The organism is Erwinia magellanica, from assembly GCF_039023495.1.
Lineage (GTDB): Bacteria > Pseudomonadota > Gammaproteobacteria > Enterobacterales > Enterobacteriaceae > Erwinia.
Genome location: NZ_JBCHVC010000004.1, coordinates 119360 through 134313, shown reverse-complemented (window position 1 = coordinate 134313; position 14954 = coordinate 119360). Strand labels below are relative to the sequence as shown.

The 14954-nt window shown below is 56.3% G+C and carries 15 protein-coding genes; 13 read left to right on the top strand and 2 right to left on the bottom strand.

Features of this window, described 5'->3' with window-relative positions:
* Nucleotides 1–75 precede the first annotated feature (75 nt).
* The 9 genes from livH (at nucleotide 76) to ugpQ (ending at nucleotide 9121) form a co-directional block, all read left to right on the top strand.
* Complete coding sequence (gene livH / locus AAH450_RS15110; protein WP_342910929.1) at nucleotides 76–1002, top strand: high-affinity branched-chain amino acid ABC transporter permease LivH; 927 nt, start codon at nucleotides 76–78, stop codon at nucleotides 1000–1002.
* Nucleotides 999–2273 (top strand): high-affinity branched-chain amino acid ABC transporter permease LivM, encoded by a 1275-nt coding sequence (locus AAH450_RS15105; protein ID WP_342910928.1) that lies wholly within the window; start codon nucleotides 999–1001, stop codon nucleotides 2271–2273. The genes livH and AAH450_RS15105 overlap by 4 nt, the downstream gene beginning before the upstream one ends.
* On the top strand, nucleotides 2267–3034 hold the full coding sequence (gene livG, locus AAH450_RS15100) for a high-affinity branched-chain amino acid ABC transporter ATP-binding protein LivG (RefSeq protein WP_318789402.1): 768 nt from the start codon (nucleotides 2267–2269) through the stop codon (nucleotides 3032–3034). Before AAH450_RS15105 ends, livG begins: the two co-directional genes overlap by 7 nt.
* Before the next feature lies 1 nt (nucleotide 3035).
* Entirely contained in the window at nucleotides 3036–3746 is a 711-nt protein-coding gene (livF, locus tag AAH450_RS15095) for a high-affinity branched-chain amino acid ABC transporter ATP-binding protein LivF (protein WP_318789293.1), read from the top strand.
* Between the two features lie 292 nt (nucleotides 3747–4038).
* Complete coding sequence (ugpB, locus tag AAH450_RS15090; protein ID WP_342910927.1) at nucleotides 4039–5358, top strand: sn-glycerol-3-phosphate ABC transporter substrate-binding protein UgpB; 1320 nt, start codon at nucleotides 4039–4041, stop codon at nucleotides 5356–5358.
* Between the two features lie 216 nt (nucleotides 5359–5574).
* Nucleotides 5575–6462 carry a sn-glycerol-3-phosphate ABC transporter permease UgpA gene (ugpA, locus tag AAH450_RS15085; RefSeq protein WP_318789295.1) on the top strand — a complete coding sequence of 296 codons (888 nt, stop codon included), beginning with the start codon at nucleotides 5575–5577 and terminating at the stop codon, nucleotides 6460–6462.
* On the top strand, nucleotides 6459–7304 hold the full coding sequence (ugpE, locus tag AAH450_RS15080) for a sn-glycerol-3-phosphate ABC transporter permease UgpE (protein WP_342910926.1): 846 nt from the start codon (nucleotides 6459–6461) through the stop codon (nucleotides 7302–7304). The genes ugpA and ugpE overlap by 4 nt, the downstream gene beginning before the upstream one ends.
* A 3-nt stretch (nucleotides 7305–7307) precedes the next feature.
* A complete protein-coding gene (locus AAH450_RS15075) occupies nucleotides 7308–8381 on the top strand; it encodes a sn-glycerol-3-phosphate import ATP-binding protein UgpC (RefSeq protein ID WP_342910925.1) in 1074 nt (357 codons plus the stop codon).
* On the top strand, nucleotides 8381–9121 hold the full coding sequence (gene ugpQ / locus AAH450_RS15070; RefSeq protein WP_342911251.1) for a glycerophosphodiester phosphodiesterase: 741 nt from the start codon (nucleotides 8381–8383) through the stop codon (nucleotides 9119–9121). Before AAH450_RS15075 ends, ugpQ begins: the two co-directional genes overlap by 1 nt.
* Before the next feature lie 2 nt (nucleotides 9122–9123).
* Here the strand turns inward: ugpQ and AAH450_RS15065 are convergent, their stop codons facing one another.
* Nucleotides 9124–9429 carry a DUF2756 domain-containing protein gene (locus AAH450_RS15065; RefSeq protein ID WP_342910924.1) on the bottom strand — a complete coding sequence of 102 codons (306 nt, stop codon included), beginning with the start codon at nucleotides 9427–9429 and terminating at the stop codon, nucleotides 9124–9126.
* A gap of 174 nt (nucleotides 9430–9603) precedes the next feature.
* Between AAH450_RS15065 and ggt the strand changes: the two genes are divergently transcribed.
* On the top strand, nucleotides 9604–11331 hold the full coding sequence (gene ggt, locus AAH450_RS15060) for a gamma-glutamyltransferase (protein WP_342911250.1): 1728 nt from the start codon (nucleotides 9604–9606) through the stop codon (nucleotides 11329–11331).
* Nucleotides 11332–11527: 196 nt separating this feature from the next.
* On the opposite strand, the gene AAH450_RS15055 is transcribed toward ggt, so the two are convergent.
* Entirely contained in the window at nucleotides 11528–12028 is a 501-nt protein-coding gene (locus AAH450_RS15055) for a GNAT family N-acetyltransferase (protein ID WP_342910923.1), read from the bottom strand.
* 347 nt (nucleotides 12029–12375) lie between these two features.
* Here AAH450_RS15055 and AAH450_RS15050 point away from each other — a divergent pair, with 347 nt between their 5' ends.
* The 3 genes from AAH450_RS15050 (at nucleotide 12376) to gntK (ending at nucleotide 14950) form a co-directional block, all read left to right on the top strand.
* Complete coding sequence (locus AAH450_RS15050; protein ID WP_318789300.1) at nucleotides 12376–13071, top strand: pirin family protein; 696 nt, start codon at nucleotides 12376–12378, stop codon at nucleotides 13069–13071.
* A 95-nt stretch (nucleotides 13072–13166) separates the two neighbouring features.
* Complete coding sequence (gene gntR, locus AAH450_RS15045) at nucleotides 13167–14162, top strand: gluconate operon transcriptional repressor GntR (RefSeq protein WP_342910922.1); 996 nt, start codon at nucleotides 13167–13169, stop codon at nucleotides 14160–14162.
* 254 nt (nucleotides 14163–14416) lie between these two features.
* Complete coding sequence (gene gntK, locus AAH450_RS15040) at nucleotides 14417–14950, top strand: gluconokinase (RefSeq protein WP_342910921.1); 534 nt, start codon at nucleotides 14417–14419, stop codon at nucleotides 14948–14950.
* Nucleotides 14951–14954: the final 4 nt, after the last annotated feature.

Genomic DNA, 14954 nt, shown 5'->3' with positions numbered 1-14954 from the left:
AACGGGCGGCCAGCAGGTCGCCCGTTTCGCCACAGATTACTCTTTGTTAAGCGGTAGTGAGTAAGGTACCAAGGTATGTCCGAGCAGTTTCTCTATTTCCTGCAACAAATGTTCAACGGCGTGACGTTGGGCAGCACCTATGCGCTGATCGCTATCGGTTACACGATGGTTTACGGCATTATTGGCATGATCAACTTCGCCCACGGCGAGGTCTATATGATCGGCAGCTACGTCTCGTTTATCGTGATCGCCGCGCTGATGATGATGGGCATCGACGTCAGCTGGATGCTGATTGGTGCCGGATTTATTGTCGCCATTGTGATTGCCAGCGCCTACGGCTGGAGCATTGAGCGCGTGGCTTACAAACCCGTGCGCTCGTCGAAACGCCTGATCGCGCTGATCTCCGCCATCGGGATGTCGATCTTTCTGCAAAACTACGTCAGCCTGACTCAAGGCTCGCGCGATCTGGCGCTGCCAGGCCTGATTACCGGGCAGTGGACGCTGGGCGAAAGCAACGGCTTTGCCGCAACGATCTCTACCATGCAGGTGGTTATCTGGGCGGTGACCTTCCTGGCGATGCTGGCGCTGACGCTGTTTATCCGCTATTCCCGCATGGGCCGCGCCTGTCGTGCCTGTGCAGAAGACCTTAAAATGGCCAGCCTGCTGGGCATTAACACCGACCGCGTGATCTCCCTGACCTTTGTGATAGGCGCCGCGATGGCGGCGGTGGCTGGCGTGCTGCTGGGACAGTTCTACGGCGTGATCAATCCCTATATCGGCTTTATGGCTGGCATGAAGGCCTTTACTGCCGCCGTATTGGGCGGTATCGGCAGTATTCCGGGCGCGATGCTCGGCGGGCTGATCCTCGGCATTGCTGAAGCGTTAACCTCCGCCTATCTCAGTACTGAATACAAAGATGTGGTCTCCTTTGCGCTGCTGATTGTGGTGCTGTTAGTGATGCCAACCGGCATCCTGGGCCGCCCGGAGGTTGAGAAAGTATGAAACAGCTCAACCTGCTTAATGCCATCGCCTCCTCGCTGATGCTGGTGGTGCTGGCCGCGTTCTTTATGGGCATGCGGCTCAATCTGGACGGTACGCATCTGGTGGTCAATAACGCCGGAAGCGTGCGCTGGAACTGGATTGCCACCGGTGCCGCAGTGGTATTTTTCTTCCAGCTGCTGCGCCCTCTGATGCAGAAAGGCCTCAAGAAAGTCTCTGGTCCTGCGCTGGTGCTGCCGGGCATTGATGGCTCCACGCCAAAACAGAAACTGTTTATGCTGCTGCTGATTATTGCTGCGGTCGCGTGGCCTTTTCTGGTCTCTCGCGGCACGGTTGATATTGCCACGCTGACGTTGATCTACGTGATGCTCGGCCTTGGGCTGAACGTGGTGGTGGGCCTGTCCGGCCTGCTGGTGCTGGGATATGGCGGCTTCTATGCTATCGGCGCCTACACCTTTGCGCTGCTGAATCACTATTACGGCATGAGCTTCTGGGAATGCCTGCCGTTAGCGGGGCTGGTCGCCGCGATGTTCGGCCTGCTGCTGGGCTTCCCGGTGCTGCGCCTGCGTGGTGACTATCTGGCGATTGTGACGCTCGGCTTCGGAGAGATCGTCCGTATTCTGCTGCTGAACAATACCGCCATCACCGGCGGCCCCAACGGTGTCAGCCAGATCCCAAAACCTTCGCTGTTTGGTCTGGAATTCAACCGCAGCGTGCGCGACGGCGGCTGGGATACCTTCCACCACTTCTTTGGCCTGAAGTACGACCCCAGCGATCGCATTATCTTCCTCTATATGGTGGCGCTGCTGCTGGTGGTGATCACGCTGTTTGTGATCAACCGCCTGCTGCGTATGCCGCTGGGCCGGGCCTGGGAAGCGTTGCGTGAAGATGAAATTGCCTGCCGTTCGCTGGGCCTTAGCCCAACGCGTATTAAGCTGACGGCATTCACCATCAGCGCCGCGTTTGCCGGTTTTGCCGGGAGCCTGTTTGCCGCGCGTCAGGGGTTTGTCAGCCCTGAATCGTTCACTTTTGCCGAGTCCGCCTTTGTGCTGGCGATTGTGGTGCTGGGTGGCATGGGGTCGCAGTTTGCCGTTATCCTGGCTGCGGTACTGCTGGTAGTTTCCCGCGAGCTGATGCGCGATCTGAATGAATACAGCATGCTGGTGCTGGGTGGCCTGATGGTGCTGATGATGATCTGGCGTCCGCAGGGGCTGCTGCCGATGAAGCGGCCTCACCTGAAGCTGAAGAGTGTGGCAAAAGGAGAGCCATCATGAAGCCGCTGTTAGCCGTAAATGGCCTGATGATGCGCTTTGGCGGCCTGCTCGCCGTGAACAACGTGGAGCTGGAGCTGCGCCATAAAGAGATTGTGTCGTTAATCGGCCCAAACGGTGCCGGTAAAACCACCGTCTTTAACTGTCTGACCGGTTTCTATCGCCCGACGGGCGGCAGCATTATGCTGGGCGACAGGCAGCTTGCTGGTCTGCCAGGGCAGAAAATTGCCCGGATGGGCATCGTGCGGACCTTCCAGCACGTGCGTCTGTTCCGTGAAATGACGGTGATTGAAAACCTGCTGGTGGCGCAGCATCAGCATCTCAAAAGCGGCGTGTTTGCCGGATTGCTGAAGACGCCTGCGTTCCGCAAGGCAGAGAGTGATGCGCTGGATCGCGCCGCCAGCTGGCTCGATCGCGTTGGTCTGCTGGAGATGGCGAATCGTCAGGCGGGGAACCTGGCTTACGGCCAGCAGCGCCGCCTGGAAATTGCCCGCTGCATGGTCACCCGGCCAGAGATCCTGATGCTGGATGAGCCTGCCGCCGGACTGAACCCCAGAGAAACGCACGAGCTGGATGAGCTGATTGCGGAGTTGAGGGGCGAACACAACGTCTCGGTACTGTTGATTGAACATGATATGAAACTGGTAATGGGTATTTCAGACCGTATTTACGTGGTTAACCAGGGAACGCCGCTGGCCAACGGCACGCCGGAAGAGATCCGTAATAACCCGGACGTGATCCGCGCCTACCTGGGAGAAGCCTGATATGAACCCGATGCTTTCACTGGATAACGTCAGCGCGCACTACGGCAAGATCCAGGCGCTGCACAACGTGAGCCTGCAAATCAATCAGGGCGAGATAGTGACGCTGATTGGCGCAAACGGCGCAGGCAAAACCACCCTTCTGGGCACGCTTTGCGGCGAACCGCGCGCCACTCAAGGCTCGATTACTTTTGACGGTAAGGCGATTACCGAGTGGCAAACGGCGCGCATCATGCGTGAAGCAATTGCGATTGTACCGGAAGGACGGCGCGTATTTTCCCGCATGACCGTGGAAGAAAACCTGGCCATGGGCGGCTTTTTTGCCGATCGCCAGCAGTATCAGACGCGGATCAAGCGGGTTTATGAGCTGTTCCCGCGCCTTTATGAGCGCCGCGTACAGCGTGCCGGTACCATGTCGGGCGGTGAGCAACAGATGCTGGCGATAGGCCGGGCGCTGATGAGCCAGCCGCGCCTGCTGCTGCTGGACGAACCTTCGCTGGGGCTGGCCCCGATTATCATTCAGCAGATCTTCGATACCATTGAACAGCTGCGTCAGGAGGGGATGACCATCTTCCTTGTGGAGCAGAACGCCAATCAGGCGCTGAAGCTGGCAGACCGGGGCTATGTGCTCGAAAACGGTCACGTGGTACTGGAAGATACCGGTGATGCGCTGCTGGCTAACGAAGCGGTGCGCAGCGCCTATCTGGGCGGCTGACGCTGTAAGCAAAAGGCCAGCGTCTGCTGGCCTTTTATTTTTACGATCGTTAACAAGGATAAAACGAGCGCATAGCGAGTGAATAAAGCGGCTCGCGCCACCTGCAACGCGAGCCGGGCTGTTACCAGGGATGCCTTTCGTGCTTTTATCAGCGAGTGATGTTGCTGTCACCTGCCTGTCACGTATCCGTCATAAACCCGTTATTTTTCTGTCATTTTTCCGTGTCATTTTACCTCCCGAACACTAAAAATGCGCGAGATCGCGCGAATGACACCGGGCACAGGAAACCGATATGACATCGTTCTCATTCCGTAAAACCACACTTTGCATGGTACTGGGAGTGACCTTTAGCGGCCACGCTCTGGCAGCCACCGAGATCCCTTTCTGGCACTCAATGGAAGGGGAGCTGGGTGTGGAAGTGGATTCACTGGCAAAACGCTTTAACGAATCTCATCCCGATTACAAAATCGTGCCAACCTACAAAGGCAATTATGAGCAGAGCCTGGCCGCCGGGATTGCCGCCGTGCGTTCGGGTAAAGCGCCCGCTATTTTGCAGGTTTACGAAGTGGGTACGGCGACCATGATGGCCTCTAAAGCTATCGTGCCGGTTTACGATGTGTTCAAAAATGCGGGCATTGAGTTCGATGAGAAGCAGTTTGTGCCGACCGTGGCGGGCTATTACAGCGACGCGAATGGCCACCTCATCTCTCAGCCGTTTAACAGCTCCACGCCGGTACTTTATTACAACAAAGATGCCTTTAAAAAAGCGGGCCTGAACCCGGAACAGCCGCCAAAAACCTGGCAGGAGCTGGAGAAGGATACCGCTGCGCTGCGTAAAGCAGGCATGAACTGCGGTTACGCCAGCGGCTGGCAGGGCTGGATCCAGATCGAAAACTTCAGCGCCTGGCATGGTCTGCCAGTGGCGACCCAAAACAACGGCTTTGACGGCACTGATGCGGTGCTGGAATTTAACAAGCCGGTGCAGGTTCGTCACATCGAAATGCTACAGGAGATGAACAAGAAGGGCGAGTTCACCTACTTTGGCCGTAAAGATGAGTCTACCGCCAAGTTCTATAACGGCGACTGCGCCATCACCACCGCCTCTTCCGGTTCGCTGGCGGATATCCGCCACTACGCCAAATTTAATTACGGCGTAGGCATGATGCCTTACGACGCAACCGTCCCCAACGCGCCACAGAATGCCATCATCGGCGGAGCAAGCCTGTGGGTGATGAAAGGCAAAGATGCGGGCACCTACAAAGGCGTTGCCGAGTTTATGCAGTTCCTGGCTGAACCGGAAATCGCTGCGGAATGGCACCAGAAAACCGGCTATCTGCCGATTACCACCGCCGCCTATGAGCTGACCCGCAAACAGGGCTTCTATGACAAGAATCCGGGCGCGGATATCGCTACCCGTCAGATGCTGAACAAGCCGCCACTCTCCTTTACCAAAGGTCTGCGTCTGGGCAACATGCCGCAGATCCGCACCATTGTGGACGAAGAGCTGGAAAGCGTCTGGACCGGCAAGAAAACCCCACAGGCTGCGCTGGATAATGCGGTAACCCGTGGAAACCTGCTGCTGCGCCGCTTCGATCAGACGGTTAAGCAGTAGGCGCTCACTTCAGGGCCGGGTTTATCCGGCACTACAGAAGTGATTAAGCGCCAGAAGGGACAGATAAGCCGGGCGTCAGCCGCAGGGAGGCGGCTGTCAGGCTGCAATGGATAAAACCCTGTCCTTCCGGCGTGCTGCCCCTGATTGCCGCTTTCATCGTAGTCCGTTTTCTGCCTGACGGCTTTTTACCGCCTCCACCTATTTCAGAGCGACCCTATGTCTTCTTCCCGTCCCGTATTTCGCTCGCGCTGGCTGCCTTATCTGTTGGTGCTGCCCCAGCTGCTGATTACGACGATTTTCTTCCTCTGGCCTGCCGGTGAAGCCTTGTGGTATTCGGTACAGAGCGTCGATCCCTTTGGCCTTTCCAGCACCTTTGTCGGCATGGAGAACTTCAAACGCCTGATGGGGGATGAGTACTATCTCGACTCTTTCCTGACCACCCTGATCTTCAGCGGCCTGGTCACGGTTATTGGCCTGCTGGTCTCGCTCTTTTTCGCCGCCCTGGTGGATCACGTCCTGCGCCTCAAGCGCTTCTACCAGACACTGTTTTTACTCCCTTATGCGGTAGCGCCCGCCGTGGCCGCCGTGTTGTGGATGTTCCTGTTCAGTCCTGGCCTGGGATTAATTACCCATTTCCTGCGATTGATTGGCTACGACTGGAACCATGCGCAGAACAGCGGCCAGGCGATGTTGCTGGTGGTGCTGGCTTCCGTCTGGCAGCAGATGAGCTACAACTTTTTATTCTTCTTTGCCGCGCTGCAATCCATTCCGAAATCGCTGACCGAAGCGGCGGCCATTGATGGAGCCGGGCCGGTACGGCGGTTTTTTCAGCTCTCCCTGCCGCTGATCACCCCGGTTGGCTTCTTCCTGGTGGTGGTGAACCTGGTCTACGCCTTCTTCGATACCTTCCCGGTGATTGATGCCGCTACGGGCGGCGGGCCGGTGCAGTCCACCACCACGCTGATTTATAAAATTTACCGTGAAGGCTTTGCCGGACTCGATCTCTCTTCATCTTCCGCACAATCGGTGGTGCTGATGGTGCTGGTCATCCTTCTGACGGTGATCCAGTTCCGCTACGTTGAAAAGAGGATACGTTACCAATGATTGAGCACCGTCGCGGGCTGACCATTTTCAGCCATACCCTGCTGGGATTAGGCATTCTTACCGTACTGTTTCCGCTTTACGTCGCCTTTGTGGCTGCCAGCCTCAGCAACAGTGAAGTGTTTCAGGTGCCGATGACGCTGATCCCTGGCACGCATCTGCTGGATAACATGGCCAATATCTGGCAGCACGGCGTGGCGCAGAACAGCGCGCCCTTTGGCCGGATGCTGATGAACAGCGCCATTATGGCGTTGAGCATTACCGCCGGGAAAATCACCGTATCGATCCTTTCAGCCTTTGCGCTGGTCTGGTTCCGTTTTCCGCTGCGCTCGCTCTTTTTCTGGATGATATTTATCACCCTGATGCTGCCGGTTGAAGTGCGCATTTTCCCCACGGTGGAGGTGATTTCCAACCTCAATATGCTCGACAGCTACAGCGGCTTAACGCTGCCGCTGATGGCCTCGGCCACCGCGACCTTTCTGTTTCGCCAGTTCTTTATGACCTTGCCGGATGAGCTGATTGAGGCGGCGCGCATCGACGGCGCCAGTCCAATGCGCTTCTTCTGGGACATTGTGCTGCCGCTGTCAAAAACGAACCTGGCGGCGCTGTTTGTGATCACCTTTATCTATGGCTGGAACCAGTATATGTGGCCGCTGTTGATTATCAGTGAAGCCGATCTCGGCACCGCCGTGGCCGGTATCCGCAGCATGATTGGTAACGGTGACGGATCGACCCAGTGGAATCTGGTGATGGCGGCGATGTTGCTGACCATGATCCCGCCCATTGTGATTGTTTTAGTGATGCAGCGCGCCTTCGTGCGCGGGCTGGTTGAGAGCGAGAAATAAGTTATGGCAGGCGTAAAACTTCAGGCCGTTACCAAATCCTGGGACGGTAAAACCCAGATTATTCAGCCGCTGGATATCACTATTCACGACGGTGAATTCATGGTGATGGTGGGGCCTTCAGGCTGTGGGAAATCCACTCTGCTGCGCATGGTTGCGGGGCTGGAACAGGTCACCAGCGGCGATATCTATATCAATAACCAGCGCGTGACCGAACTTGAGCCAAAGGATCGCGGCATTGCGATGGTATTCCAGAACTACGCGCTCTACCCGCACATGAGCGTGGAGCAGAATATGGGCTATGGCCTGAAAATCCGCGGTATGGGCAAAGAGCATGTACGCCAGCGGGTGCTGGAAACGGCGAAAAGTCTGGAGCTGGAGGCGCTGCTGCATCGCCGTCCGCGCGAGCTTTCCGGCGGACAGCGCCAGCGCGTGGCGATGGGCAGGGCAATTGTTCGTGAACCGGCGGTATTCCTGTTTGATGAACCCCTCTCTAACCTGGACGCGCGTTTACGCGTGCAGATGCGCCTGGAGCTGCAACAGCTGCATCGCCGTCTGAATACCACCAGCCTGTATGTCACGCACGATCAGGTGGAAGCGATGACGCTGGCGCAGCGGGTGATGGTGATGAACAAAGGCGTGCTTGAACAGTTGGGGACGCCGGTGGAAGTGTATGAGCGCCCGGCCACGCGCTTTGTTGCCAGCTTTATCGGCGCGCCCGCCATGAACCTGCTGGAAGGGGAGCTGAACGACGATGGCACCCGTCTGGCACTTTCAGACCGTTTTGTGGTGCCCTTAGCGCAAGCCAAAGCGCGATGGGCAGGACGTGCATTGACGCTGGGTATCCGACCGGAGCATATTAAGCTCGCCACACAGCAGGCTGGCGGATTGCCGCTGGTGGTAGAGACGCTGGAAATGCTGGGTGCGGACAATCTGGCGCACGGCAGGTGGGGCGGCCACAGCGTTGTGGTTCGGCTGCCGCACCGCGAGCGCCCGGCGCCGGGCAGCACGCTCTGGCTGCATCTGCCCGGCGAATCACTACACTTCTTTGATACCTCTACAGGAAAACGGCTCGAATGATGAATAAAGCCTGGCCTTACCCTAAGATTGTCGCGCACCGCGGCGGGGGAAAGCTGGCACCGGAAAATACGCTGGCAGGCATTGATGTCGGGGCGAAACTGGGCCACAAGATGATTGAGTTTGACGTCAAGCTCTCGCAGGACGGCGAACTCTTTCTGCTGCATGACGACACGCTGGAGAGAACCAGCAATGGCTGGGGCGTGGCCGGGCAGCTCCCCTGGGAAAAACTGGTTCAGCTGGACGTGGGCGGCTGGTATGGCCGCCGCTTTGCTGATGAACGTCTGCCGTTACTGGCTCAGGTTGCCGTGCGGTGTGCGGGCTATCAGATGATGGCCAACATTGAAATCAAACCCACCACCGGGCTGGAAGCGGAAACGGGGCGTGCGGTCGCCCTGGCCGCCAGGGATCTGTGGCACACGCAAACGGCACCTCTGCTCTCTTCGTTCTCTTACGCCGCGCTGGAAGCAGCCAAACTAGCCGCGCCGGAGCTGCCCCGCGGGCTGCTGCTGGATGAATGGCATGAGAACTGGCAGGAGATGACCGACGCGCTGGGCTGCGTCTCGATCCATCTCAACCACAGGGTAGTGACGGAACAGCGCGTGGCGAAGCTGAAACAGGCTGGGCTGCGCATTCTGGTTTATACGGTAAACCGCCCTGAACGGGCAAGAAAGCTTCTGAAATGGGGCGTCGATGCAATTTGTACCGATGCTATCGACACCCTGGGGCCAGATTTTAGCTGAACTTAATTACTGTTGTTGCCGTTGTTCTGCTGCACGGGCGGCATGGTGCCAGAGCCGGGTTGGGATTGCAGCACGCGCTGGGAAGCGCTGTTGCGCTGCTCCTGCACTTTACGCTGCATCTGCTGGCTCTGCTGCTGCTGATCCTGTTGCAGCTTCAGTTTCTGCTGGGTCTGCTGCGTCTGCATTTGCTGCTGCGTGCGCTGCGTGCTGGGATTGTAACCCGGCCGGTTGGGTTCATTGCTGTTATTTAACGTGTTTGCCATGCCGCTGAGCGGCACCAGTGCGGCAAAAATAACTAACCATTTCATAAACTGTCCTCCTTATTTCTCCCCTTAAGTGTACGTCACGCTCACAAAACGGGTGTTAAAACTTGCCCGAATTTCTTTACTGCCTCGCTTTTTCTCTTATTTCGTACACGCTTAACAGCAGTAAACAAACGTAAATAATACTAACAAGGGGTGAAGATGACAGGACATAGCAAGATGATGCGGTTTGCGGCGCTGACGCTCGGGCTGTTGCTGTGGCAGGGTGTGTACGCTGCGCCTGCCGCACCGGCGGTCTCTTATGGTGTGGATGCCGATACGTTTCATCCCGTTAAAGAGCAGCATGGGATGGTTTCTTCAGTAGATGCCACCGCTACGCAGGTCGGGGTGGAGATCCTTAAACAGGGCGGTAATGCCGTTGATGCGGCAGTTGCCGTAGGCTATGCGCTGGCGGTAACGCATCCCCAGGCTGGCAATCTGGGCGGCGGCGGCTTTATGATGCTGCGCACCGCTTCTGGCCGCACCACCGCCATCGACTTCCGGGAAATGGCACCCATCCGCGCCAGCCGCGATATGTTCCTGGACGCGCAGGGCAATGCCGACAGCAAAAAATCTCTGACCAGCCATCTGGCTTCCGGCGTGCCGGGAACCGTTGCCGGTTTCGCTCTGGCGAACAGAGAGTACGGCACCATGCCGCTGAGCCGCCTGATCCAGCCAGCCATCAAACTGGCGAGCAAAGGAATTGTGGTGAACGAAGCGCTGGCGGACGATCTGAAGGTGTATGGCAAGGAAGTGCTGATTGCCCATCCCAACAGCAAAGCCATTTTCTATAAACAGGACGGCACGCCTTATGGGCGCGGCGAAACGTTAGTGCAGCGTAATCTTGCCCACAGTTTAGAACTGATTGCGAAACAGGGGGCGGATGCCTTTTATAAAGGCGAAATAGCTGACCAGATTGACCAGGAGATGGCGGCGCATGGTGGGCTGATTAGTAAAGCGGATCTGGCGAAATATCAGGCCATTGAGCGTAAACCCATCAGCGGCACCTATCGTGGCTATGAAGTCTTCTCCATGCCGCCGCCCTCTTCAGGCGGGATTCATATTGTGCAGATCCTGAATATCCTTGAGAATTTTGACCTCGCGAAGATGGGCTTCGGCAGCGCGGATGCTTTGCAGGTGATGGCAGAAGCGGAAAAATATGCCTATGCCGACCGATCGGAATATCTCGGCGATCCGGATTTTGTGAAGGTGCCGTGGCAGGCGCTGACCAGCAAAGCCTATGCAAAATCGCTGGCGCAGCAGATAGACGTTAATAAAGCGCGCCCTTCTTCAGAGATAAAACCCGGCAAACTGGCCCCTTACGAGAGCAATCAGACCACCCATTTCTCGGTAGTGGATAAGCAGGGCAATGCGGTCGCCGTCACCTACACGCTGAATACCTATTTCGGCAGCGGTATTGTGGCGGGCAGCAGCGGCATCCTGATGAATAATGAGATGGATGACTTCTCGGCCAAGCCGGGTACGCCCAATGTCTATGGGCTGGTTGGTGGAGAAGCCAACGCCGTGGGGCCTTATAAGCGCCCACTGTCATCGATGTCGCCGACTATTGTGGCGAAAGAGGGCAAAACCTGGCTGGTAACCGGCAGCCCCGGCGGCAGCCGCATCATTACCACCGTGCTGCAAATGGTGGTGAACAGCATCGATTACGGGATGAACATCGCAGAAGCGACCAATGCACCGCGCTTCCATCATCAGTGGTTGCCTGACCAGCTGCGTGTGGAGAAGGGCTTCAGCCCGGATACGCTTAAGCTGCTGGAAGCTCGGGGGCAGCATGTGAAAGTTCTGCCTGCCATGGGCAGCACGCAAAGCATTATGATTGGGCCGGACGGCACGCTCTATGGCGCGTCAGATCCTCGCTCAATTGATGATCTAACGGCGGGCTACTGAGTAGCCGGTTGATGATTTAACGGCAAGTGGCAAGGCTGACAGTGTTAAAAAGGCATTCCTGAGTTCGGGAATGCCTTTTATTTTTCCGGTTGCTTATCGGCAGGGTATGCCTGCCTGTCCACCCGAACCCTGGGGAAGCGAGTTTGCCAAAACAGGGCGCTTTTACCGGTTATCGGTGAACACCCCGCTGACAGCGTCACTCCCCTTCTTTCAGGCGGGCCATATAGAGCGCATCTACCTGGCTCCCTTCGCGGACGGCGAAGCGGCGGGCGACGCCTTCAGTCACAAAGCCAAATTTTTCATACAGCCCTATGGCCGTGGCGTTGTCAGCAAATACCGTCAGTTCGATGCGGTCCACACTCAGCCAGTTGTCGCACAGGTTGACCATCTCCTGCATCAGCGCTTTCGCCACGCCTTTGCCGCGATGACCGTAGTCCACAGAGATCCCGAAAGAGGCGGTATGACGGCGGCGCGCGCGGCTGTTCACTTCCAGCGTCAGATCGCCGACCACTTTATCTTCAATGCAGGCGACCAGGCGATGCCAACCCGCCTGGGAAAGAGCCGCACGATCCTGCCAGATTTTGAGCGCCGGATGAGGAAGCTGTAGCGTATCGCGGTAAGTTTCGGGCTGGCTCAGCATACGGTGCAGCGCCTCGGCATCGCCCGGTTCGGCATGGCGTATCACGATCTCACTCATTTCTCTGCTCCCTGTTTTTAGGTAATCCTCTTTAAGATCATGGCCTTTAGCGGATAAATCAAGCAAAAAAATGCTTTACAAGTGCGAATGATAATGATTATTATTGCCATGCATTCCGGCATGGGCTTCACGGACCAGCGGGAAAGCACGACATTGCTCACATTGCTTTCAAGTATTATTTAGCCAGCTCGGGTGCTGGCTTTTTTTTTGCCTGCTGATTAGTCTGAAAACTTATCCAAAAGCCCGCTCCGTTAATCGAATATTTTGAACAGAGGAGACAATTTTCTCCGCTATCATCCCCCCGTGTTCAGGTCCAGACTATGTGAAAACGTTGAGGAGAACTGAACATGATTTATTTACGCAAAGCAGAAGATCGCGGTCACGCCAATCATGGCTGGCTGGACAGCTATCACACATTTTCTTTCGCCAGCTACCACGATGCCAATTTCATGGGCTTCTCGGCGTTGCGGGTGATTAATGAAGATGTGATCGATGGCGGGCAGGGGTTTGGTGCCCATCCCCATAAAGATATGGAAATTCTGACCTACGTGCTTTCCGGTACGGTTGAGCATGAAGACAGCATGGGCAACAAAGAGCAGATCCCGGCGGGTGAATTCCAGATTATGAGCGCCGGTACCGGCGTCCGTCATTCTGAGTACAACGCCAGCAAAGAGGTGCCGCTGCATCTCTACCAGATCTGGATCATTCCGGAAAAAACCGGCATTGAGCCTCGCTATGCCCAGCGCCGTTTCGATGATGTGCAGGGCCGTCAGCTGGTGCTGTCACCGGATGCCCGTGAAGGTTCCCTGAAGGTGTTCCAGGATATGACGCTTTCCCGCTGGGTGCTGAAACAGGGTGAGCAGGGTGCCGTAGAGGTGGACGCCGGACGCCGTATCTGGATCCAGGTGGTGAAAGGGGATGTCACCGTTAACGGTGAAAACGCCTCTACCAGCGATGCCTTCGCCATCTGGGACGAAACTGCTCTGGCGATTGAAGCCGGAAGCGATGCTGAAATCCTGCTGTTTGATCTGCCCGCAGTTTAACTTCGTCACACTTTGGGTGCGGTTTCCCGCACCCTTCACCGTTTTCCTGCCATTTTTGTTACACTCTGCTTATCTCTCCCCAATCCCTGACGATAATGAAGAAGAAAAGACCGGTATTACAGGACGTTGCCGATCGTGTGGGCATCACTAAAATGACCGTCAGCCGCTATCTGCGCAACCCCGATCAGGTCTCTGTCGCGCTACAGAGCCGCATTGCCGAGGCGCTGGATGAGCTGGGCTATATTCCCAATAAAGCACCAGATATTTTGTCCAACTCTACCAGTCGGGCTATTGGTGTGCTGCTGCCGTCACTGACCAATCAGGTTTTCGCCGATGTACTGCGGGGAATTGAAGCGGTGACGGATGCGGCTGGCTATCAGACCATGCTGGGCCACTTTGGCTACAGCGCGGAAAAGGAAGAGCTGCAAATTCGCTCGCTGCTGGCCTGGAACATTGACGGGCTGATCCTGACCGAGCGAACGCATACGCCAGCCAGCCTGCGGATGATCGAGACGGCCGGTATCCCGGTGCTGGAGATGATGGACTCCGTTTCGCCCTGTCTGGATATGGCGGTAGGCTTTGACAATGTTGAAGCCGCGCGGCAGATGACACACGCCATCCTTAAAAAAGGGTATCGCCATACCGTTTACCTGGGAGCCAGGCTGGATGAACGAACGCTGCTGAAGCAGCAGGGCTACGAGCAGGCGATGCGGGAAGCGGGCTTTGAGCCGCACAGCATCATGATGGAAGAAGCCTCCTCTTTCTCCATGGGGGCAACGCTGTTTCAGGAGGCCCAGCGGCGCTACCCCGCGACCGACAGCCTGTTCTGCACCAACGATGATCTGGCAGTAGGGGCGATGTTTGAGTGCCAGCGTCAGGGGCTACGCGTACCCCAGGAGATGGCGATAGCGGGTTTTCACGGCCATGATATTACTCAGGTAGTCACGCCTGAACTGGCAACGGTGGTGACACCGCGTGAAAAAATGGGGAGTGAATCCGCTTCGCTGCTGCTGGCCCGTATTCGCGGCGAGCAGAATGAAGCCAGCCAGGTGGATGTCGGGTTTACCATTTCCGAAGGTGGCAGCATCTGAGTCTGCGCATCTGAGAGGCAGCCGGCACCGGCTGGAGAAGAATTCTCCAGCTAATGGGTGCCTGAAGGGAAAATTTGTCTCTTTGTGCCGCGACCACTCTGAAACGCTCATTTTTTTGAACCACCTCACAAATAACCACTTTTTCCCGCCCAGCTGTTGCCTTACTGCATGGCCGTCCAGACAATGTTACCGATAACAAATTGGGCTGAAGCTGCACGGTCTTCTCCCTGGACTCTCTGCCGGAGCATAAATAAATGAAAACCACCCCTTCGACCCACCACGTTTTCGTGCTGATGGGCGTATCAGGAAGCGGCAAATCAGCGGTTGCCAATGCCGTTGCCTATCAGCTGAAAGCGGCGTTTCTCGACGGGGATTTTCTTCATCCTCGCGCTAATATCCAGAAAATGTCTGAAGGGCATCCTCTGAACGATGATGACCGCAGGCCCTGGCTGCAAGCGATTAACGATGCGGCGTTTGCCATGCAGCGCACCAATGATATCTCGCTGATTGTCTGCTCCGCGCTGAAAAAGCAATATCGCGACATTCTGCGTAAAGGCAATGAGAACCTCTCCTTTGTCTATCTCAAGGGCGATTATGACACCATTGAATCCCGTCTGCGGGCGAGAAAAGGGCACTTCTTCAAGCCGCAGATGCTGGTCACGCAATTTGAAACGCTTCAGGAGCCTGGCCTTGATGAAGGCAATGTTCTGATTGTCGATATCAATCAGACGCTGGACAAGGTTGTGGCCGATACCATCGCCACCATCGAAGGTGCGATAAAAAAATAAGTTG